General features: G+C 64.5%; 20 protein-coding genes. 10 read left to right on the top strand and 10 right to left on the bottom strand.

What is annotated here, in order from left to right:
• The first annotated feature begins 318 nt into the window (after window positions 1-318).
• Complete coding sequence (locus P9272_RS17565; RefSeq protein WP_128256740.1) at window positions 319-1,239, top strand: bifunctional 5,10-methylenetetrahydrofolate dehydrogenase/5,10-methenyltetrahydrofolate cyclohydrolase; 921 nt, start codon at window positions 319-321, stop codon at window positions 1,237-1,239.
• Between the two features lie 6 nt (window positions 1,240-1,245).
• On the opposite strand, the gene glcF is transcribed toward P9272_RS17565, so the two are convergent.
• The 6 genes from glcF to P9272_RS17535 all read right to left on the bottom strand — a co-directional run bounded on the left by glcF (window position 1,246) and on the right by P9272_RS17535 (window position 7,774).
• On the bottom strand, window positions 1,246-2,571 hold the full coding sequence (gene glcF, locus P9272_RS17560) for a glycolate oxidase subunit GlcF (protein ID WP_278161481.1): 1,326 nt from the start codon (window positions 2,569-2,571) through the stop codon (window positions 1,246-1,248).
• Between the two features lie 10 nt (window positions 2,572-2,581).
• Window positions 2,582-2,971 (bottom strand): hypothetical protein, encoded by a 390-nt coding sequence (locus P9272_RS17555; protein ID WP_128256742.1) that lies wholly within the window; start codon window positions 2,969-2,971, stop codon window positions 2,582-2,584.
• Window positions 2,968-4,224, bottom strand: coding sequence for a glycolate oxidase subunit GlcE (gene glcE / locus P9272_RS17550; protein WP_278161479.1), 1,257 nt, complete (start codon window positions 4,222-4,224; stop codon window positions 2,968-2,970). Before glcE ends, P9272_RS17555 begins: the two co-directional genes overlap by 4 nt.
• A 76-nt stretch (window positions 4,225-4,300) precedes the next feature.
• The gene (locus tag P9272_RS17545) at window positions 4,301-4,765 is read right to left on the bottom strand and encodes a DUF559 domain-containing protein (RefSeq protein ID WP_278161478.1); all 465 of its coding nucleotides are present in this window, start codon (window positions 4,763-4,765) and stop codon (window positions 4,301-4,303) included.
• Between the two features lie 47 nt (window positions 4,766-4,812).
• Window positions 4,813-6,309 carry an FAD-linked oxidase C-terminal domain-containing protein gene (locus P9272_RS17540; protein WP_128256745.1) on the bottom strand — a complete coding sequence of 499 codons (1,497 nt, stop codon included), beginning with the start codon at window positions 6,307-6,309 and terminating at the stop codon, window positions 4,813-4,815.
• A 142-nt stretch (window positions 6,310-6,451) separates the two neighbouring features.
• Window positions 6,452-7,774: a DUF3422 family protein gene (locus tag P9272_RS17535; RefSeq protein ID WP_278161477.1), complete on the bottom strand. Its 1,323-nt coding sequence runs from the start codon at window positions 7,772-7,774 to the stop codon at window positions 6,452-6,454.
• Between the two features lie 207 nt (window positions 7,775-7,981).
• On the opposite strand from P9272_RS17535, the gene P9272_RS17530 reads away from it, so the two are divergent.
• From P9272_RS17530 to P9272_RS17520, 3 genes are all read left to right on the top strand, one after another.
• On the top strand, window positions 7,982-8,785 hold the full coding sequence (locus tag P9272_RS17530) for an FCD domain-containing protein (protein WP_128256747.1): 804 nt from the start codon (window positions 7,982-7,984) through the stop codon (window positions 8,783-8,785).
• Between the two features lie 24 nt (window positions 8,786-8,809).
• Window positions 8,810-9,946, top strand: coding sequence for an alpha-hydroxy acid oxidase (locus P9272_RS17525; protein WP_128256748.1), 1,137 nt, complete (start codon window positions 8,810-8,812; stop codon window positions 9,944-9,946).
• Between the two features lie 97 nt (window positions 9,947-10,043).
• On the top strand, window positions 10,044-10,811 hold the full coding sequence (locus P9272_RS17520; protein WP_278161543.1) for a metallophosphoesterase: 768 nt from the start codon (window positions 10,044-10,046) through the stop codon (window positions 10,809-10,811).
• A gap of 40 nt (window positions 10,812-10,851) precedes the next feature.
• Here P9272_RS17520 and P9272_RS17515 read toward each other — a convergent pair whose 3' ends face one another.
• Both P9272_RS17515 and P9272_RS17510 read right to left on the bottom strand, forming a co-directional pair.
• On the bottom strand, window positions 10,852-10,983 hold the full coding sequence (locus tag P9272_RS17515; protein WP_263498119.1) for a hypothetical protein: 132 nt from the start codon (window positions 10,981-10,983) through the stop codon (window positions 10,852-10,854).
• Window positions 10,984-11,277: 294 nt separating this feature from the next.
• Entirely contained in the window at window positions 11,278-11,976 is a 699-nt protein-coding gene (locus tag P9272_RS17510; RefSeq protein ID WP_128256749.1) for a type 1 glutamine amidotransferase, read from the bottom strand.
• A gap of 86 nt (window positions 11,977-12,062) precedes the next feature.
• Between P9272_RS17510 and P9272_RS17505 the strand changes: the two genes are divergently transcribed.
• From P9272_RS17505 to P9272_RS17490, 4 genes are all read left to right on the top strand, one after another.
• Window positions 12,063-12,707 carry a hypothetical protein gene (locus tag P9272_RS17505; protein WP_278161476.1) on the top strand — a complete coding sequence of 215 codons (645 nt, stop codon included), beginning with the start codon at window positions 12,063-12,065 and terminating at the stop codon, window positions 12,705-12,707.
• Between the two features lie 31 nt (window positions 12,708-12,738).
• Entirely contained in the window at window positions 12,739-13,473 is a 735-nt protein-coding gene (locus P9272_RS17500) for a 16S rRNA (uracil(1498)-N(3))-methyltransferase (protein ID WP_278161475.1), read from the top strand.
• A 207-nt stretch (window positions 13,474-13,680) separates the two neighbouring features.
• A complete protein-coding gene (locus tag P9272_RS17495; protein ID WP_278161474.1) occupies window positions 13,681-15,054 on the top strand; it encodes a glutamate--cysteine ligase in 1,374 nt (457 codons plus the stop codon).
• A 101-nt stretch (window positions 15,055-15,155) separates the two neighbouring features.
• Complete coding sequence (locus tag P9272_RS17490) at window positions 15,156-16,175, top strand: DUF937 domain-containing protein (RefSeq protein WP_278161473.1); 1,020 nt, start codon at window positions 15,156-15,158, stop codon at window positions 16,173-16,175.
• A 347-nt stretch (window positions 16,176-16,522) separates the two neighbouring features.
• Here the strand turns inward: P9272_RS17490 and P9272_RS17485 are convergent, their stop codons facing one another.
• Complete coding sequence (locus P9272_RS17485; RefSeq protein ID WP_278161472.1) at window positions 16,523-16,813, bottom strand: DUF1127 domain-containing protein; 291 nt, start codon at window positions 16,811-16,813, stop codon at window positions 16,523-16,525.
• 182 nt (window positions 16,814-16,995) lie between these two features.
• Here P9272_RS17485 and P9272_RS17480 point away from each other — a divergent pair, with 182 nt between their 5' ends.
• Window positions 16,996-17,952 (top strand): LysR substrate-binding domain-containing protein, encoded by a 957-nt coding sequence (locus P9272_RS17480; RefSeq protein WP_042640974.1) that lies wholly within the window; start codon window positions 16,996-16,998, stop codon window positions 17,950-17,952.
• Window position 17,953: 1 nt separating this feature from the next.
• On the opposite strand, the gene P9272_RS17475 is transcribed toward P9272_RS17480, so the two are convergent.
• Window positions 17,954-20,164, bottom strand: a complete 2,211-nt coding sequence (locus tag P9272_RS17475; protein ID WP_278161471.1) for an EAL domain-containing protein — start codon at window positions 20,162-20,164, stop codon at window positions 17,954-17,956.
• Between the two features lie 119 nt (window positions 20,165-20,283).
• On the opposite strand from P9272_RS17475, the gene xseA reads away from it, so the two are divergent.
• Window positions 20,284-21,849, top strand: a complete 1,566-nt coding sequence (xseA, locus tag P9272_RS17470) for an exodeoxyribonuclease VII large subunit (RefSeq protein ID WP_278161470.1) — start codon at window positions 20,284-20,286, stop codon at window positions 21,847-21,849.
• The last annotated feature ends 1 nt before the right edge of the window (window position 21,850 follow it).

The following is a 21,850-nucleotide window of genomic DNA, read 5'->3' as shown; positions in this document are numbered from 1 at the left end:
CCTCTTCCACAATTTTATTTGTAGTTTTGCTGGTTGTTTCCTATCTTGGGTGCGTTTGTTTGGGGGGCAGTGGGGGGGGGGCGCGCGGGGGGGCCCCCCCCCCCCCGCGGGCCCCCCCGCCCCCCCCTTCTCGTTCTTGAGGTTTCCTTGACGCGTGGCGCGGCAAGTCGCCCCGAAAGCAGGCGGATTCGCTTTCGGGGCTGATTTCCCGGCGCCCCTCTGCTATTGCAGCGCCCAAACCCCGATAGTCACGCAATTCTGGATGCAACGCTGCTTACGCGATTTCCTCGAATTGCCCAGAAGGCAAAGGTGCCAGCCATGACCCGGACCGACGACAGCCGCTATCTGAAAGGCGGCCCGGTTGCCAAGCGCATCATCGCTTCGGTGCGCGAAGATGCCTTGATCGCGACGGCCGAAGGTTTTCCGCCGAAGCTGGTCTCGATCACCGTCGGCGATATCGCCGCGGTTGAAGTCTATGTGCGCAACCAGCGCGCCAAGGCTGAGCTTGCCGGCATCGGCTTCGAGGAACGGCGCTTCGCCGCCGACATCACCGCCGGCGAACTGGAAGCGGCAATTCACGGCCTCAACGCCGATCCGCGCGTCACCGGCATCATCATCCAGCGGCCGGTTCCGGGGCATATCCCGATCAAGACGCTGCAGGCCGCGGTGCATCCGCTGAAGGACGTCGAAGGCATGCACCCGGCCTCGATCGGCAACATCGTCTACAACCAGCTCGATCTGGCGCCCTGCACGGCAGCGGCCTCGGTCGAACTGCTGAAGGAAACCGGCCTTGAGCTGAAGGGGCTGGAAGTGGTCGTCGTCGGCCATTCCGAGATCGTCGGCAAGCCGATCGCCTTCCTGCTGATGAGCGAGGGCGCGACGGTGACGGTGTGCCACCACATGACGCGCTCGGTGGCCGCGCATGCACGGCGTGCCGACGCGCTGTTCGTCGCCGTCGGCAAGCCCCGGCTGATCAAGGCCGACATGGTGAAGCCAGGGGCTTGCGTCATCGATATCGGCATCAATTCGGAAATCGGACCGGACGGCGAAACCCGTATCGTCGGCGACGTCGACACCGACAGCGTCAAGGAAGTGGCGTCCTGGATCACGCCGGTGCCGGGCGGCGTCGGCCCGCTGACGGTCGCGATCCTGTTGCGCAACACCATGGTCGCGCTCAACCGCCAGCGCGCACTCTACCGCGCGACCTACGGCGTGCCGGATCAGATCGCGGCGGAGTAGTTTCGACTATTCGGCGGCGGTCAGTATCGAGTCGGAAAGGCCTTCCGGCTTCGGGCCGCCATAGGCCCAGTCCAGCAGCTTGATCGTGTGCACCACCGGCAGCCTGGCGGCGGAGGCGATCTGGGTGATGCAGCCGATGTTGCCGGTGGCGACAACTGAAGCGCCGGTCGCCTCGATGTTTTTCACCTTGCGGTCGCGCAGCTTGGAGGAAATCTCCGGCTGCAGGATGTTGTAGGTGCCGGCCGAGCCGCAGCACAGATGACCCTCGCGCGGCTCGCGCACGACGAATCCCGCCTTGGCCAGAAGCTCCTTCGGCTGGCGCGTGATCTTCTGGCCGTGCTGCATGGAGCAGGCGGAATGGTACGCGACGACCGTGCCCGGCTTGCGCAGCGGCTCAGGCAGGTCAAGGGCAGCCAGATATTCGGTGACATCCTTGGCCAACGACGATACCCGCGCGGCCTTTTCCGCGTAGGCGGGATCAAGGCGCAGCATGAAGCCGTAATCCTTGATGGTCGTACCGCAGCCCGATGCGGCGATGACAATGGCGTCGAGCCCGCCCTGGTCAATCGCGCGCGTCCAGACGTCGACATTCCGCCTGGCCGAGGCAAGGGCCTGATCCTCGCGTCCCATGTGGTGGACGAGCGCGCCGCAGCAGCCCTCGCCTTCCGGCACCACGACCTCGACGCCCAGTCTGGTCAGCAGCGAGATGGCGGCGTCGTTGATGGCGGGATCGAGCACCGATTGCGCGCAGCCGGTGAGGATGGCGACGCGGCCGTGCTTTGCTCCCTGCCCGGCATGCATACCAGGCAAGGCCTTTGGCGACGCTGGCGGAAGCGACGATGGGGCCAGCTTGAGCATCGCGGCGACCGGCTTCAGCGCCGGCAGTTTCTCGAACAGTCCGATAAACGGCCGGCCGAGCCCGGCCAGTTTCAAGGCCGCGCGGAAGCGGTTCGGGTAAGGCAGCACCAAGGCCAGCATGGCGCGCGTCAGCCGGTCGAGCAGCGGCCGCTTATAGGTCTGTTCGATATGGGCGCGGGCGTGGTCGACCAGATGCATGTAGTTCACACCCGAGGGGCAGGTCGTCATGCAGGCAAGGCAGGAGAGACACCGGTCGATATGGGTGACGATCTCCTTATCCGCCGGGCGGCCGTTCTCCAGCATGTCCTTGATGAGGTAGATGCGGCCGCGCGGCGAATCCAGCTCGTTGCCTAGCGTCACATAGGTCGGACAGGTGGCAGTACAGAAGCCGCAATGCACGCATTTGCGCAGGATCTTCTCCGATTCCGCGACATGCGGATCGGCAAGCTGGGCCAGGGAGAAATTGGTCTGCACGCAAAAATCCTTACTGTCCCAGAAGCCAGCTTTGCGGGTTCTTGACGGGCTGGCCGCGCTGCAGCGCCTGGATGCCCAGAATGCAGCGGGCGATAAACCAGACGGCGACGGCCAACATCAGCACGAAGCCGATCACCAGCATCATCAGGACCACCGAGATCAGCGCGTAGAGAAGGCCGATCCAGAACGTCCTGATCAGGAACGTATAGTGGCTTTCGACGAAGCCGCCGGCCTTGCCGCGGTTGATGTAGGCAAGCACGATGCCGACAATGACGGTGATGCCGATGACGAGGCTGGCGAGGTAGAGAATGTAGATGACCAGCGCGTTGGTCTGGCCCGGCTCCAGCCAGCGATCGGTCTGGCGTGGTGCGCTGCTCGATCCGAGGTCGGTATTGCTCATGATGCTGCTCCCTCCGTTGATCGGGCGAGAGTAGCAGAGCCGGCGCCCGGCGCCATGCGGCCGGGGTTGAGGATATTCTTCGGATCGAACTCGGCCTTAAGCCGCGCCGACAATGCCGCCAGATGCGGCGGCTGCGGTTCGAACACCGGCAGCGCCGCGCGATGCGGAGCGGAGGCGCGCACCAGCGTTGCATGGCCGCCGCCATGCTTGCGGATCAAGCCGCGCAAGAGATTCGTCTCCGGATCATCCTCACGCATCGACAGCCACACCAGGCCGCCCTGCCAGTCATAAAAGGCATCGACCGCCGCCTGCATGCGCAGCGCCATCACCATATGATGCGCCTCGGACGGCGCCATCGAGACGCGCCAGACCGGCCGCGTGCCGCTGTCTGCGAACGGCCGGCAATCACGGATGTCGCGCCAGATCGTCTTCGACGCCTCGCCGGCGATCTCTTCCAGCGGCCCTGCCTTGGCGAGCAGCTTCCGCAGCGCCTCGATACGATAGACGACCGACGGACCAAAACCTTCGACGCGCAGCAATGTCGCTGCATCGCTGCCGTGCTTACCGCCGGCGACCTTCGCGGCGATGCGCTCCGGCAGATGCGCGGCGCTCGACACTTCGGCGCTGGAGCCCAGTGCCAGCGCCATAGCGGCGACCGCGGCCTCGTCGAGGAGGCCGCGGATGGCCAAAGTGACTTCGGTCTCGGCGGCCGGCAGCACCTTGAACGTGACATCGGTCAGCACGGCCAGCGTACCCCAGCTGTTCGCCATCAGCTTCGAGAGGTCGTAGCCGGTGACGTTCTTGACGACGCGCCCGCCCGACTTGAAGGCCTCGCCGCGTCCCGAGACGGCGGCGACGCCAAGAATATGGTCGCGCGCGGCGCCGGCCTTCAGCCGCCGCGGACCGGACAGATTCGAGGCCAGCACACCGCCGATGGTGCCCCTGCCCGGATCGCCGCCGACCAGCGGGCCGTAATCGATTGGCTCAAACGCAAATTGCTGGCCGTTTTCCGCAAGCAGTCTTTCGATCTCGGCGAGCGGTGTGCCGGCGCGCGCCGAAAGCACCAGTTCGGCGGGCTCGTAGAGCGTTACGCCGGTGAGCTTGGACAGGTCGAGCGTATGCTCGGTCTGCAGCGGACGGCCGATGCCGCGCTTGGAGCCGTGGCCGAGGATTTCGAGGGGCGTCTCTTCGGCTGCCGCCCATTGGACGGTGGTGAGGACCTCGGCGGTGGTGGAGGGCGTGAAGGTGGTCATTGGCGAGCGCCTTTCCTCGCCCCCGCAGCGCGAGGGAGAGGTGGCTCGGGCGAAGCCCGAGACGGAGAGGGGGCCATCATAGAGCGCTGTCTCCCGTCTTCCTGGCAGCAAAAACAAACCTGAGGTCGGTCGCAACGACGTCTTCAGCAAACCGCCCTTCCAGCGCTGCGAGGATCGTCTCGCAAACGCTCCTGACATTCTTCAAAACATCGAAGCTCCAGAACCTCAGCACCGAGAAGCCTTCGCCGCGCATGAATTCGTCGCGTCGCCTATCGTATGAACTCTCCGCGTGCTGGCTGCCGTCCAGCTCCACGATCAGCTTTTGGCTTCTGCAGGCAAAATCCGCGAAATACGGACCGATGGGCATCTGGCGAACGAATTTGTATCCGCCCAGCTTTCTTGCCTTCAGTTCGTTCCAGAGGATCGCTTCCGCCTGATTGTCTCCGTGACGAAGTTCGCGCGCACGACAGATCTTTTCGGGCGAGCGGCGGCTTGGCTGAGAGGGCGTCCCCCTCTCCGTCTCGGGCTTTGCCCGAGCCACCTCTCCCCCGCTTTGCGGGGGCGAGGAACTTTGATCCCGCGACCCCATCAAAACCTCGGAATATCCGGAAACGCTACCTGGCCCCGATGCACATGCATGCGCCCCAGCTCCGCACACCGGCGCAATTGCGGGAAGACCTTGCCGGGATTGAGCAGATGGTTGGGGTCGAAGGCGCATTTGACGCGCATCTGCTGGTCCAGATCGATCTGGTTGAACATTTCCGGCATCAGGTCGCGCTTCTCGACGCCGACGCCGTGCTCGCCCGTCAGCACCCCGCCGACTTCGACGCACAGCCGCAGTATGTCGGCGCCGAAACTCTCGGCCTTGTCGAGTTCGCCCGGCACATTGGCGTCGTAGAGGATCAGCGGGTGCAGATTGCCGTCGCCGGCATGAAAGACATTGGCGACGCCAAGCCCGTATTTCTCGGAGAGGTCGCGCATGCCGGCGAGCACGCGCGGCAGTTCCTTGCGGGGAATGGTACCGTCCATGCAGTAATAGTCCGGCGAGATGCGACCGACCGCCGGGAAAGCCGCCTTGCGACCGGCCCAGAAGCTCAACCGCTCCTGTTCCGACTGCGAGATGCGGCAGGTGGTCGAGCCGTTCCTATAGGCGATCGCCTCGACGAGGCCGATCAAATGGTCGACCTCGACGCTAGGCCCGTCCAACTCGACGATGAGCAGTGCCTCGACATCGAGCGGATAGCCGGCATGGACGAAATCCTCCGCCGCATGAATCGCCGGGCGGTCCATCATCTCCATGCCGCCGGGGATGATGCCGGCGCCGATGATGTCGGCGACGCACTTGCCGCCCTGTTCGCTGGTTGGGAAGCCGATCAGCAGCGCGCGCGCCGTCTCCGGCTTCTTGAGGATGCGCACGGTGACCTCGGTGACGACGCCGAGCAGGCCCTCGGAGCCGGTCATGACACCGAGCAGGTCGTAGCCCTCCTGGTCGAGATGGCTGCCGCCGAGCCTAACCACCTCACCATTCATCAGCACCATCTCGATGCCGAGTACATTGTTCGCGGTGAGGCCGTATTTGAGGCAATGCACGCCGCCGGAATTCTCCGCGACGTTGCCGCCGATCGAGCAGGCGATCTGGGAGGATGGATCGGGGGCATAGTAGAAGCCCTCCTGCTCGACGGCGGTGGTGATGCCGAGATTGGTGACGCCCGGCTGCGCGACGACGGTTCGATTGGGATAGTCGATTTGAAGGATGCGGCTGAAGCGGCTCATCACCAGGAGCACCGCATCTTCCAGCGGTAGCGCGCCGCCGGACAGCGAAGTGCCGGAGCCGCGCGGCACGACGCGGATGTTGCGCTCGTTACAGTATTTCAGGATGCGAGAGACCTGCGCCACCGTTTCCGGCAGCACAACCACCAGCGGCAGCTGCCGGTAGGCGGTGAGGCCATCACTTTCGAAGGCGCGCATTTCGTTCGCCGCATCGACGACGCCCTCGCCCGGTACGATGATGCGCATATCGGCGACGATCTCAGCGCGCCGGCGTAGCGTTTCAGCATCTGGCTTGGGCATGGCTAGGCCGGACATCGGTCATCTCGCTTGACTGGTCAAAATCTTTTACCAGCTTGACGGTTTTGTTGCAAACGTTGCTTTGGTCGCATCGGGCGGCGAGCGTAATGCGGAGCTTCCGCAGCGGCAATCTGCCGCTGGCGCTCTCCTCTTCGAGATATTAGTCGCCCGGATGCTTCGCCGGCTCGGAATGCATCTTGCGCACCCGGCGCACGCCCCACCAGACCAGCAGGATGGCGACCGGAACGGAGGCGGCGGTGACGACTTCTGGCGCGAAGGCGTGACCGAAGATCGAGGCGCCCTTGGCGACATAGCCGATGAGGCCGACAACGTAGTATGACACGGCGGCCACGGACAGGCCTTCGACCGTTTGCTGCAGGCGCAGTTGCAGCCGGGCGCGGTTGTTCATCGACGCGAGCAGATCGCGGTTCTGCTTCTCGACATCGACATCGACCCAAGTGCGCAGCAGCGTGGTGGCGCGGGTGAGTTTTCGCGACAGATTGGCCTGGCGCTCCTCAACCGAGCGGCAGGTGCGCATGGCCGGCGCCATGCGGCGCTGCAGGAAGCCCGCCCAGGTGTCAAAGCCCTGCACCGGCTCTTCATCCAGCGCCTCCAGTCTTTCGGTGACGATGCCGTCATAGGCGCGGCTGGCGCCGAAGCGGTAAAGGCTGGATGCGGCGTCGGCCTCGAGTTCGGCGGCGAGCTCGGTGAGATCGGCGAGCAGCGTCTGGCTGTCGCGGGTTTCTACGGCCTTCATTTCCAGCGTGGTCTGAGCCAGACGGTCCTCGATGCGGCGGGCACGGCCGGACAGCGTCAATGCCAGCGGCAGGCCAAGCATGGCCAGCGTCCGATAGGTCTCGATGTCGATCAGCCGTTGCGACAGAGCGCCGGTGCTGGCCGGCGTCAGGCCGCGATCGAGGACCAGCATGCGGGTCAGGCCGTCGCCGTCCTGGCGGAAATCGGTGATGATGGCCGCGGCGCCCCGCTCGACCAGCGAGTAGCACAAGCTGGTCGGATCGAAGCTGGTGATCAGCCTTTCGCTCGCCTGCGTCCATTTGCGGATTTCGAGGCGGATGCCGGAAATCACCGTGCCCGGGGGCGAGAAGCCGTTGCCGAAGGGCGAATCTTCCTGCCCTCTGCCATTCTCGGCCAGCGGCCCCTCCCACAGATAAGTCGAGAATTCCGTATGCCGCTCCCAACGCAGCGAGCCCTTGCCCCATTTCATGGCGTGGTGGCGCGCGTTGCGCTCCGGCGCGGCGATTCCCAGCCGCCTCGAAAGCTCCGAGAGCACGGCATGGTCGACCGCGGAGCCGGCCTCGGTCATGAAGGAAAGCTGGATGAGCACGCGCGGCTTTTCGACCAGCGGGTGCGGACGGGCATGGACCTCGCCAATCGCGCCGGGCCGCCCCTCATGCGCCGGAAACCCCAAGACGCTGCCTTGGGCGCGCGGCTGGAATTCGAGACTGGACATCTCGTCGGACACGGCTGGTCCCCCTGTTTTCGACCCTTCGTGCAACCCGGCCGTCTTGCGGCAATCGGCGAGACGCGTAAACAGCAAATATCAGCATCCGGCGGTGACGACGCGTGACAAGCGATCCGACCAGATCGAGCGAATTGGATAAATAATTTGACCAGTTGGTGATCGACGCATTAGTCTGGGCGACATACGTTCCGTTCTCCAGGCGCCCCTTTGAGCGACATTTTCTCCAGGATCGAGCATTCGCGCACCGCCGACGAGGTGGTGCAGCAGATCGAGAGCCTGATCCTCGAAGGCGTTCTTCGCACCGGCGACCGGCTGCCGGGCGAACGCGAGCTGGCGCGCCAGTTCGACGTGTCGCGACCGATCCTGCGCGACGCGCTGAAGGCGCTGGAGGGACGCGGGCTGCTGACGACGCGCCCCGGCGGCGGCACGCATGTCGCCGACGTCATCGGCCAGCTCTTCACCAAACCGGTGACGGACCTCATTTCCATGCACCGCAAGGCGGTGACCGACTATCTCGAGTACAGGCGCGAGATCGAGGCGGTGGCGGCCGAGTACGCGGCACGACGCGCGACGCCGGAGGATCTTAAGCTGCTCGACCGCATCATGGCGCGCATGGACGAGGCGCACCGCACCGGCGACTTCGACGACGAGGCTGAGATCGATGTCGAGTTCCATCATGCGGTGTGCGAGTGCGCGCACAACATCATCCTGCTGCACACGTTGCGCTCCTGCTACCGGCTGCTGTCGGAAGGCGTATTCCAGAACCGGCTTCTGGTGTTCGGCGTGCCCGGCGCGCGCGAGGCGCTGCTCGAACAGCACCGAGCGATCCACACCGCGATCAAGGCCGGCGATCCGATCGCGGCGCGCAAGGCCGCGATGGACCACATCACCTATGTCGAGCGCTCGATGGCGGAAGCCGAGCGCAGCGGCGACTGGCAGCGCGTCTCCCGGCTGAGGCTGAGACAGCGCTCCGATGCCGGCGATATCGAACCCACACGCAAACGCTCCTAAGCACAGATTTAGCGGGGACCCATCATGAGCGAAATCCTCACCATCGCCGATCTCAAGGATCTGGCACGCCGCAGGGTGCCGAAGATGTTCTTCGACTATGCCGATTCCGGAGCCTGGACGGAGAGCACCTACCGGGCTAACGAAGAGGACTTTGGCAGGATAAAATTCCGCCAGCGCGTGCTGGTCGACATGAGCAATCGCTCGCTGGAATCGGCCATGATCGGCCAGAAGGTGGCGATGCCGGTGGCACTCGCGCCGACCGGACTGACTGGCATGCAGCATGCCGACGGCGAGATGTTGGCGGCACAGGCGGCGGAAGCGTTCGGCGTTCCGTTCACGCTATCGACCATGAGCATCTGCTCGATCGAGGATGTCGCCTCGGTGACCAAAAAACCGTTCTGGTTCCAGCTCTACGTGCTGCGCGACAAGGATTTCGTGCTCAACCTGATCGATCGCGCCAAGGCGGCGAAATGCTCGGCGCTGGTGCTGACGCTCGACCTGCAGATCCTGGGACAGCGCCACAAGGACGTGCGCAACGGTCTCTCGGCGCCGCCCAAGATGACGCTTGCCAACATCATCGATCTTGCGCTGAAGCCGCGCTGGTGCCTGGGCATCGCCGGCACCCCGCGCCGTACCTTCCGCAACATCGTCGGCCACGCAAAGGGCGTGGGGGACGTCTCCTCACTATCGTCCTGGACGAATGAGCAGTTCGATCCGCACCTGTCGTGGAAGGACGTCGCCTGGATCAAGGAGCGCTGGGGCGGCAAGCTGATCCTGAAGGGCATCCTCGACAAGGAAGACGCGCTGATGGCGGCCGAGACCGGCGCCGATGCGATCGTGGTCTCCAACCATGGCGGGCGTCAGCTCGACGGCGCGCCCTCCTCGATCTCGGTGCTGGAAGAAATCGCCGATGCGGTCGGCGACAGGATCGAAGTCCATATGGACGGCGGCATCCGCTCCGGCCAGGACGTGCTCAAGGCGCTCTGCCTCGGCGCCAAGGGCACCTATATCGGCAGGCCGTTCCTTTACGGCCTCGGCGCGATGGGCAAGGACGGCGTCACCAAAGCGCTCGAAATCATCCGCAAGGAAATGGATGTCACAATGGCGCTGTGCGGCAAGCGGCTCGTCGCCGACATGGGCAAGGAGCAGCTGCGTCGCTAGGTAGAGCCAAGATCGCACGGATCGGTTGCGTCGCTAGGGCGTTGTTCATCGATCGGCACTAGGCTTGGCTCAACTGTGCCGCGGGAACATGTCCACCTTGACCGAAACCGGCATCCACTACCTCGACGCGCGCGGGCCGGACGGCTTGCGGCTTTACGCCATCGGCGATGTGCATGGACGCCAGGACCTGCTCGCCGCCATGCACCGACGCATCGCGAGCGAACTGGAATATGCGTCCGGATCCGACTGGCGCATCGTCCATCTCGGCGACTATGTCGACCGCGGTCCGGATTCAAAGAGCGTCATCGATTTCCTGATCGAGGCGCGCAAGCGCGATCCGCGCAACATCATGCTCGCCGGCAACCACGATATCGGCATGCTCGAATTCCTCGCCGACGCCGAGCCGGACGGCCTGTTCATGAATTATGGCGGCATCCAGACGGCGCAGTCCTATGGCGTGGACCTCGTCCGCGACGCCCATTGGTACGGCAAGGCGGGGACCGTCGCGCGCGGACACGCCGCGCTGGTGAAAGCGGTGCCGCGCAACCATGTCGATTTCCTGCAATCGCTGACGTTTTCGGTCAGTTTCGGCGACTTCTTCTTCTGCCATGCCGGGATAAGGCCGGGCGTGCCGCTCGACCGCCAGAACCAGCAGGACCTGATCTGGATCCGCGATGCCTTCCACGATCACCAGGAGCTTTTTTCAAAGGTGATCGTGCACGGGCACACGCCCGTCCCGGAAGCCGAGGTGAAGGCCAACCGCGTCAATGTCGACACGCTCGCCTGGAAATCGGGGATGCTGAGCGCGCTCGCCATTAACGGCGGCGACAAGCAGATCATCGAGGTGCAAGGCAAAGCGCTCTAAGCGCAGTCCCGGCGCGGCCTGCTTCCGATTTTGATCGGGCTTAGTCGAGCGAGGCGGTGACGCCGTAGCCGTCGACGGCCCGGTGGTTGGTCGCTGCGTCGGCGGCATAAATGCCAAGGCCGCAGAGCACGATGGCAGACAGCATGACAAAAGACAGGAGAGCTGCTTTCACGGACGTCATCTCTGGTTAAGCTTTTTGCATCTGGGCACGAGGCGGTTACCAATGCGTTGAAACGATAAAATGCGTCTCAATGTTTCGACGAATTCGCGCTTCTAAGCAGATTCTGTATCGCCGGTGTGGCGGCTGGATCACACAAAAGGTTCATGGCGGTTGCACCGGCGATACAAAGCGCGCCCTCTTAGGGGAGCGGCCGGACACAAACCAAGAAAGAAGAGCGTTATCCCCAGGCGCAGGCGCTGAAGCGTGCCAATTATGCCACGCTGCGGTCGATGAGGGGTTCGACCATCAGATTGTCGCCACCCAGGCGCGGGCTATCGCCAGGCCGGCGGCGTCGGCGGCGGGCCCGTTGCGGGCTATCTCGTCATCGAGCTTGCCGGCCCAATCTGGATGGCGCTCGGCGATGAGCGATGCGAAGCAACTGCTCCAGTCGCGCGCCATCGGGGTATCCACCTCGAAATGGAACTGGAAGCCATAGGCCGCACGGCCGAGGCGGAACGCCTGGTTTTCGGCGACCACGCTGCCTGCCAGCCGCACGGCGTTTTCCGGCAGACCGAACGTGTCGTCATGCCATTCGAAAATGGGGAAGCTCTCGGGCAAGGCGCCCAGAACCGGGTCCGACTTCGCGTCCGGCGTCAGCGACACTTTGTGCCAGCCGAACTCGGTGGCGCCACCGATCTGGTTCGTGCCGCCGAAGGCGCGCGCCAGAAGCTGGCTGCCGAGGCAGATGCCGAGCACCGAGCGATCCTTGTCGGCGAAATCGCGCGTCAGGTCGATCAATGCGGGAAAGTAAGGGCAAATCTGATCGTCGAGCGCGTTCTGGGCGCCGCCGAGCACGACGATCGCGTCGTGCTCGCTGCTGTCCTGCGGCAATGCTTCGCCGTGATAGGGCTTGCGCAGGTCGATGTCGGCGCCGGCTTCCACGAGCGCGGCGCCGATCTGGCCAAGGCCCTCATTGTCGAAATTCTGGACGACCAAAACCCGCATCGAAAACCTGCTGACATTAAAATGCTGTGCCGAGCGATATCATGCAGCTCGCGTTTCAGCCAAGATGCGGCTCGAGAGAGAAAGCTATGCCACTGCAGAACCGGGTCGATCCCTTCGGCGTCATCCGTGCCGTGCCGGAGCGCGGCCGGTTCACCGGCAATCGTGGCATCATCCATGATCCGGAGACGAAAACGCTGCTGAAGAAGCGCTGGGCCTTGCAGGCCTGGATCATCTGCCTGTGCCAGTTTCGAAATGCGCGGCGCGAACCGATGGGCCGCAACAGGGGAGGAAAAGCCGGCTGGACCGAGTTGTTCTTCCTCGACGAGGTGACGGCATTGGCTGCGGGCCACCGGCCCTGCTTCTTCTGCCGGCGCGAGCGGGCGACCGATTTCGTGAGCCGTTTCGGCAAGGCCTTCGGCATCCCAGAGACCCGCGCGCCGATGGTCGACAAACAGCTGCACAGGGAACGGCTGGCTTCAGGCGGACAGCCGCCTCCCGTAACCGTGCCGGAGCTCAGGGACTTGCCCGATGGAGCGATGATCGCGGACGGCGACACAGCCTATGCGCTGCGTTCCGGCAGGGCACTTGAATGGTCCTTCGCGGGCTACGCCGGTCCAATCGCCTTCGATCGCTTTGCCGGACGGCCGCTGCGCGTGCTGACGCCGGCAGCCACCATCGCGGTGCTGCGGCAAGGCTTTGCCCCGGCCTGGCATCCGACCGCCGATACTTGACGATACCCGTCGCCTCGCCCATTGGTCGGCCATGCGCGCCAACTACAAAATGCAGCGGCTGTTCGTGCGGGACGATCTTGGGCCCGGCCTCGAATTCGACGCCGGACAGCAGCAAAGTCATTATCTCGCCCATGTGCTGCGGCTCGGCGAAGGCGCCGAGGTTCTTTTGTTCAATGGCCGCGACGGTGAATGGTCGGCTGCGATTGCCGCCAGATCCAAGAAGGCGGTCCGGCTGAAAGTGCTGGAGCTACAGCGGCCGCAGCCGCCGCTGCCCGACCTCGTCTATTGCTTCGCGCCGCTGAAGCAGGGCAGGCTCGACTACCTGGTGCAGAAGGCCGTCGAGATGGGCGCCGGCATATTGCAGCCCGTCATCACCCAGCACACGCAGGTGGCAAAGCCGGGCATCGAGCGCCTGCGCGCCAATGTCGTCGAAGCGGCCGAACAATGCGGCATACTGGCGGTGCCGGAAGTGCGCGAAGCAGAGAAGCTAGAGAGGCTGCTCGCCAGTTGGGACAGGAAGCGGCGGTTGATCTTCTGCGACGAGGACGCCTCGACCAACAATCCGCTGCCGGCCCTGCAAGCGGTAAGTGAGAAGAAACTTGCGCTTCTGGTCGGTCCGGAAGGCGGATTTTCCGAGGACGAGCGCAAGATGCTGAGGGCCTTGCCTTTCGTCACCGCCATCCCGCTCGGACCGCGCATCCTGCGCGCCGACACGGCGGCGGTGGCGGCACTTGCCGCGATCCAGGCGACGATCGGCGACTGGTAATCAAATCCTGTTGAGGCGTGGCTCAGGATTTTTTGCTTGATCGGCCGCGGGCATTTCGTCCATCTAGCGCCGGCGGCCGTCCGGCCTCTGCAGCACTGCGCCTCCTTTTCGTGGAGCAAAGGGCGCTGTAACACTTAAAAGACTTGCGCAGGACGTCCAGCGGAAATCGGTCCCGGTTTTCGGAAATCATGCGCACGGAGGGGCGAGATGGCGCGCGACACAACCGATACCCAGCCCATCGAAGGCATCGACGAACTGGTCGGCTATCTGGCTGCCGGCAACAAGCCGCGCGACAGATGGCGCATCGGCACCGAGCACGAGAAATTCCCCTTCTATATCGACGGCAACGCGCCGGTGCCTTACGGCGGCGAGCGCGGCATCCGCGCCATCCTTGAAGGCATGCAGCAAAAGCTTGGCTGGGACCCGATCATGGACGCCGGCCGCATCATCGGCCTCGTCGAGCCGACAGGACAGGGCGCGATCTCGCTGGAGCCAGGCGGCCAGTTCGAGCTTTCCGGCGCGCCGCTGGAATCGATCCACCAGACCTGTCGCGAGGGCAACGCGCATCTGGCGCAGGTGCGCGAGATCGCCGAGCCGCTCGGCATCCGCTTCCTCGGCCTCGGCGGTAGCCCGAAATGGTCGCTGGCCGACACGCCGAAAATGCCGAAATCGCGCTACGAGATCATGACGCGATACATGCCGAAGGTCGGCACCAAGGGCCTCGACATGATGTACCGCACCTGCACGATCCAAGTGAATCTCGACTTCGAGAGCGAAACCGACATGCGCCGCAAGATGCAGGTGTCGCTGAAGCTGCAGCCGCTGTCGACGGCGCTGTTTGCCAACTCGCCCTTCACCGAAAGCCGGCCGAACGGGCTGCAGAGCTGGCGCGGCGACATCTGGCGCGACACAGACAACCAGCGTTCCGGCATGCTCGAATTCTGCTTCTCGCCCGATTTCGGCTTTGCCGACTATGTCGAATGGGCGCTCGACGTGCCGATGTATTTCGTCATCCGCGACGGCCATTATCACGACATGACGCGCTACACCTTCCGCCAGTTCATGGCGGGCGCGGCGCACAATGAAATCCCAGACGGCCTGCCGACGATGGGCGACTGGGCAAATCACCTGTCGACCCTGTTCCCCGACGTGCGGCTGAAGCGTTTTCTCGAAATGCGCGGCGCCGATGGCGGCCCGTGGCGGCGCATCTGCGCGCTTCCCGCCTTCTGGGTCGGGCTGCTTTATGACGAGCAGGCGCTGGACGCCGCCGAGGCGCTGACCGCAAGCTGGACCTATGGGGAAGCACTGGCGATGCGCAACGCCGTGCCGGAGCTTGGCATCGCGGCGCCGTTCCGCAACGCCAGCTTGCGCGACGTCGCCCGCGACGTGCTCGCAATCTCCCGCATGGGACTGAAAAACCGCGGCAAGAAGAATCGCGACGGTTACGACGAGACGTCGTTCCTCAACACGCTGGATGAAGTCGTGTCGCGCGGCACCACCAGCGCCGAGGAGATGCTGTCGGCCTACCACACGCGCTGGGGCGGTTCGATCGAGCCCGTGTTCATGGAATATGCCTATTAACCGTCGGCTACTCGCTACGCGGTTGGTTGGCAAAAGCCGCTTCAATCAGTGATCGAAACGAACTAGTCTTTTCCGGCGAGGACACTGCCGGAGGAGACCCCATGCCTTCCCTGTTCGACATTTTTGCCCAAGCCCAGAATGGCGCCGGCATGCAGGCGCTGGCCCAGCAATATGGGCTTTCGATGCAGCAGACGCAGGCCGCGGTCCAGGCGCTGCTGCCCGCCTTCTCGCAGGGGCTCCAGCGCAACACCGCCGACCCCTACGGGATGGGCGCCTTCATGACAGCGATGGCGAGTGGGCAGCATGCCAAATATTTCGAGGACGCGACAAGAGCCTTTTCGCCGCAAGGCATCGATGAGGGCAACGGCATTCTCGGCCATCTGTTCGGCTCGAAGGACCTGTCGCGCGCCGTGGCGAGCCAGGCCGCGCAGGCGACGGGGCTCAGCCAGCAGGTGTTGCAGCAGATGCTGCCGGCCATGGCCACGATGATGATGGGCGGGCTGTTCAAGCAGACCAACAATCAATTGACCGGGGGGCAGATGCAGGCCGGCGGTTTCGGCGGCACCGGCAATCCGCTCGGCGAGATCATCGAGCAGATGATCCGACAGAGCGGCCTCGCGCCGGCACCGCAAACGCGGCAGGCGCCGGCGCCCAATCCTTATGGCGAGAATCCGCTCGGCAAGGTGCTGCAGGACATGTTCGGCGGAGGTGCGGCGCAGCCGCAAGGTCAACCACAGCAGGCGCCCAATCCCTATGGCGAGAACCCGCTTGGCAAGGTGCTGCAGGATATGTTCGGCGGCGGCGCGCAGTCGCAAGGCCTGCCCCAGCAGACGCAAAGCCCCTATGGCGACAATCCGCTCGGCAAAATCTTCGAGGAGATGTTGCGCCAGGGCGGCGGCTTCGGCGTGCCGGGCGGGCAGACGGCGCCGCAGCCGCCACAGCGCCAGCCGCAGCAGAGCGCGCCGCAACAGCCGCAGACCAACCCGAGCGGCCGGCCGCGAAATCCCTTCGACGACATCTTCGGCAAGATGTTCGAGACGGGCGCGCAGCAGCGCGACGAATATGAGAAGAGTGTCGGCACGATCTTCGACCAGTTCAAGCGCGACATGGATCGGCGGTAGGTCGCGCGCCGACCGCGAGGTCGTCATCCACGGGCGGAGCGACGCGAAGCGGAGCGTAGACCCGAGGATCCATGCCGTTACCTTCCCCGAAGGGTGCCGCGGAGCAGAATTCTGCACAGTTGCAGCACGTCAAGGGTCACGGCATGCCTGCGCTGCGTCGCTTCGCCCCTTGCTCCGCCCTAGAACGACGAACCAAAAGAAAAATGCCCGGTCCTGGAGGAGGAACCGGGCAATGTGCAGGCTGGCCGGCGGGGAACCGGCAGGGAGTGTGGGAGCCTGCATGAACTTGGTCGCGCCAAGCGGCGAAAAGGTTCAGCGCGACCGGAAATCCAGGGAAAAGCCGCCCTTCAGCCTATCTGACGGGCAAGGTCCTCGATCGTGTCGGCGCGCTCGCTGGCGATCGCGCGCAGCTTCGCAGTCGGATCGCGGCCGAACGGCACGGCGACGGCGACATGAAGGTCGCCGCGCGTCAGGCCGATATCGGCAAGCTCGGCGTCCGACATCTCGCCGAGGCGATAGAAGGCACGACGGTTTTTCCAGGCGCGGTAGCTGTTGGCGATAGCATTGACCACAAGCATCGCAACGGCCGGACGCGTGGTGATGCGCGGGGTCTCGGAGGCGAATTCAATCGTGGTCATGTCAGTCTCTCCTTCCAGGAGTCGAGCGGACGAAACCGGGCAAGCGGCGCCTTGGGAGAAGCGCCGCTACGGTTTCCATTCACATGCCTTCATGTGGACAATGGCAATTTGCCATCGTGCGATTGATTAATCCAACGAATGTTTTTAATCTCTAGCATCAACATCAATGATAGGTTGGACCGATGAAAGCGCCGCTCGACCTCGATCAGTTGCAAACCTTCATCTCGATTGCCGATACAGGAAGCTTCACCCGCGCGGCCGAAGAGGTGCATCGGACACAGTCGGCCGTGTCGATGCAGATGCGGCGGCTGGAGGAGCGGATCGGCAAGCCGCTGTTCGAAAAGGACGGCCGCACCAACAAGCTGACCGAGGAGGGCGACCGGCTGCTTTCCTATGCGCGGCGGCTGATTTACCTCAACCGCGAGACCTTGGCCGCCTTCGACGACCAACGCCTCGAAGGCACGATCCGCATCGGCACGCCGGACGACTATGCCGACCGCTTCCTGCCCGAGATCATGGCACGTTTCTCGCGCTCCAACCCTCGTGTCGAGCTGACGGTCGTCTGTGAGCCGACGCCGGGGCTGGTCGAACACATCAAGCGCGGCAATCTCGATCTTGCGCTTGTCACGCATAACGACACGCGCGGCCAGTCGGAGGTGGTGCGGCGCGAGCCGCTTTTGTGGGTCACGTCGGCCAACCACGCCACGCATGAACAGGAAACCCTGCCGATGGCGTTCGGGCGGCCGAACTGCATCTGGCGGCGCGCCGCGGTCGACGTGCTCGACCGGCAGAACCGCGACTATCGCGTGCTGTTCTCCAGCTTCTCGGCCACCGTCATCACCGCGGCCGTGCTGTCCGGCCTGGCAGTCTCGGTGCTGCCGGAATGCGCGCTCCGCCCCGGCATGCGTGTGCTCGGCGAAGCCGACGGCTTCGGCCAATTGCCGGACTGCCGCATCGGCATCATGCGCGGCCAGACCTCGCAGCCTGAGATCGTCGACGCCTTGGCCCGTCACATCGCCGAAAGCCTCGACAACATTTCCGTGCCGGTGAGTGAAGAGGCGGGAAGCTTCGACTTCGCCGCGCTCGCCTTTGCCAAGATGAAACGGGTCAAGGCGAACCAGATCATGCCTGGATGGTAGATCAGGCGCGAACGGCGGAACGCTCCTGGTCCGCTGACGAGATACCCGGCAAAGCAAGCAACTGGCCGGGCTCCAGCGGCGGCGACAGCAGATAGCCCTGCATCTGGTGACAGCCCATGCCGACCAGCAAGGCCTTTTGCGCGTCGGTCTCGATGCCTTCGGCGGCTACCTCGACCCTCAGGGTCCGCGCCAGCTCGATCAGCGTTTTGGCAATTGCGCGGGCGCTTTCGTCCTCTTCGAGCAGACGCACGAAGGAGCGGTCGATCTTCAGCTTGTCGATCGCGTGGCGACGCAGATAGCTGAGGGAAGAGTAGCCGGTGCCGAAATCGTCGAGCACGATGCGCACGCCGGATTGGCGCAGCGCGGCAATCACGGTGCCGATCGTGTCATTGTGCTCGAGCAAAACGCTCTCGGTGATCTCGAGCTGCAAGCGGGATGGGTCGAGCCCGGTTTCCTTCAGGATGCCAGCGACCAGTTCGGCAAAGCCGATATCGCGCAGCTGCATCGGCGAGATGTTGACGGCAATCCAGGGCAATCCGGTTCCGGCGGCGAAGCGGCAGGCTTCGCTCAGCGCCCATTTGCCAAGCTCGCCGATGAGGCCGCGCTCCTCGGCGATCGCGATGAATTGCGCCGCGGGCAAGGCGCCGTGCACCTCATGCCCCCAGCGGATCAGCGCTTCGGCCCCCAAAATCCGGCGGCCGTCGGCCGCGAAAACCGGCTGATAGGCGAGCTTTATGCCGCCGTCGCCATCCAGCGCCTTGCGGAGTTCCGACTCGACCTTGCGCTTGCGCAACAAGAGATCGTCCATGTCGCCGGCGAACACCTCGTAGCGGCCGCGACCGTTCTTCTTGGCCTCGTAAAGCGCGATATCGGCCTTGCGCAGCAGGTCGTCGGCATGCGTATCCGATCCGGTCGAGAGCGCGATGCCGATGCTCACGCCGACGAAGACCTGGTCGCCGATGAGCCTGAATGGCTCACGCAGCTTCATAAGCAGCCTATCCGCGATATCTTCAGCGCTTCCGGCGTGGGGAATGTCGTGCAGGATCACAGCGAACTCGTCGCCGCCGAGCCGCGCGACGGTATCGGCTTCTCGGATCGTGTGCTTGAGCCGCGCCGCCGTCTGGCGCACGAGCTCGTCGCCGGCCGGATGACCGAGGGTGTCGTTGATGTGTTTGAAGCGATCGAGGTCGAGGTAAAGCAGCGCCACGTGGCTTCCGTCCTGGCTGGCGAAGAGCAGCATGCGCCGCAGCCGGTCCTCGAACAGCGCCCGGTTGGGCAGGCCGGTGAGCGTGTCATGGAAGGCGAGATATTGCGCCTGGTCCCGGCTGGTCTGCAGCGCGGCCGAGGCGCGGCGCAATCGGCGCAGAAGGAACACCAGAACGCCGCCCGCCACGAGCAGCGCGATCGCCAAGGCCGGGGCGATCTTGCGTACCAAGGTGAGGCTAGGTCGCAACTGATCCCAGCCGATGTAGCCCAGGATGACGCCACGAGAGTCGACCAGCGGCACGGCGGCCGGGCCAATCGGCTCGGACAACGGTATCAGGCGCGCGCCATCGAGCAGGTATTCGGCCGCGATCTTGCCGATGACGGCATCGTTGATCAACTCGGCCGAGACATGCAGATATTCCGTGCCAGGCGCTTGGCTGACGCGATCCGTGCTCGGCATCAGCGGCATGACGCTCAGGATCGCGGGCTTCCCTTGGAGCGAAACAAGATCCTGCGCGACCATCTTGGCCGGCTGGCCGGAGGCGTCGGCCTTCGGCGGCTCAGCCAACATGCGGCGCAGCTTATCGATGGTTGGCCGCAGTTCGGGCTCATCCTCGCCGAAAGCCGACGCCGCGACGATCTTGCCCTCCCGCATGGCATGGATCGCATGGTTGGCGGCGTCGAGGATGTAAACCCGGTTGTGGCCGTAGTAGGTGTACATCCAGGTGCTGAGGTTCTCCTCGATCCAGGCCTGATTGCCGGCCCTCACATTGGTTACGGAATCGTCCCAGACGGTCACGCTTTCCTGCTCGCGCTGGACCGCGGCAATCTGGTCGTTCAGCCCATCGGTGATGAAAATCTTCTGACGTTCGAGCGAAGCCTCGTCGGCCTGATTGGCGGCGTAGAAGCCGAAGCCGACGACAATAGCCAAAGTGAAAGCAGCGAGCGTCAGCACGGTCAGCGTGACCTGGTGCGTCAACGGGCTGCTGTTGTGGCGTGCGCTCATGCGTTCCGGGCCGGCTCTCCTGCCGCCTGTCAAAGCAAATCGGGCTTAAGATCACGTTATAATATTAGAGGAGTTTCTCCCTGCTTGACGCCAGCCGATAAGCGTTCCCCAATCCGGCGATGAATGAAACAGCGACCGAATCACGCAGCAACGCCACCGAATACACGGTGAGTGAGATCTCCGGCGCGCTGAAGCGCACTGTCGAGGACGCCTTCGGCAATGTGCGAGTGCGCGGCGAGATTTCCGGCTATCGCGGCCCACATTCGTCCGGCCACGCTTACTTCGCGCTGAAGGACGACCGGGCGCGGATCGATGCCGTGGTCTGGAAGACCACCATGGCGCGCCTGAAATTCCGCCCCGAGGAGGGCATGGAGGTGATCGCCAGCGGCCGGCTGACGACCTATCCCGGCAAATCCAACTATCAGATCGTCATCGACAATCTTGAGCCGGCCGGCGCCGGCGCGCTCATGGCGCTCTTGGAAGAGCGCAAGCGCCGGTTACAGGCCGAGGGCCTGCTCGATGCCGGCCGCAAGCGGCGGCTGCCGTTCATGCCTAAAGTCATCGGTGTCGTCACCTCACCGACCGGTTCGGTGATCCGCGACATCATCCATCGCATCAAGGACCGGTTCCCGCTCCATGTGCTGGTCTGGCCGGTGCGGGTCCAGGGCGAGACGACGGCCAAGGAAGTGACCGCGGCAGTCAACGGCTTCAACGCAGTGACATGGGACGGTCCCATCCGCCAGCCCGACGTTTTGATCGTGGCGCGCGGCGGCGGCAGCCTGGAAGACCTTTGGGGCTTCAACGACGAAGGGCTGGCGCGAGCGGTGGCGGCGTCCGGCATCCCGGTGATCTCGGCCGTCGGGCACGAGACCGATACGACCCTGATCGACTTCGTCGCCGATATGCGCGCGCCGACACCGACGGGCGCGGCCGAGATCGCCGTGCCGGTCAGGGCAGATCTGGAGGCTACCTTAGCCAGCCTCGGCGCGCGGCTCAATGCCTGCGCCTCCCGGCACCTGGAGCGCAAGCGCCAGGCGGTCCGCGCCGCGGCGCGCGCGCTCCCTTCGCCCGACCAGTTGCTGGCAATGCCGCGCCGCCGCTTCGACGATGCGACCAGCCGTCTTGGTCGCGGGCTGACGGTGAATATCGAGCGCAAGCGGGCAACTCTGGAGCGGCAAAGACTGACGCCGGCGACCCTTTCGAGGCGCCTCAATGAAGCGCGTACGCTGACCGGCCGGGATATCGCGCGAGCGCGGGCGGCGTTTTTCGCCATCGTGCGCGAGCGACGCGCGCGCTTCCAGCGCAATTCGACGCGCCTGTCGCCTGCGCCGATCGTCCGGCGCCAGAAGCTGCAGGCCGATGCGCTGGCCGGACTGTCGCGGCGCCAAGACCAGGGGTTGGCGCGGCGTCTCGACAGGCTGCGCGCCGCGCTGACACAGGCCGACCGGCTGCTGTCGACGCTGTCGCACAAAGCCGTGCTGGCCCGGGGTTTCGCGCTGGTCAAGGATGCCGACGGCGCCGTCATCAAGCGGGTCGTGGAGCTGGCGCCGGGCGCGGCGCTGCAGTTGGAATTCGCCGACGGCACTGCCGAGGCCATCGCCACCAGCGGCGGCGCGCGGCCGAAGCTTGCCGGGAAATCGCCCGCGAAAGCCAAGGAGCAAGGCAATCAGGGCTCGTTGTTCTGAG

Origin of the sequence: Mesorhizobium sp. WSM4976, assembly GCF_029625685.1 — a bacterium.
GTDB lineage: Bacteria > Pseudomonadota > Alphaproteobacteria > Rhizobiales > Rhizobiaceae > Mesorhizobium.
This window is presented reverse-complemented; position numbering and strand designations above follow the sequence as displayed.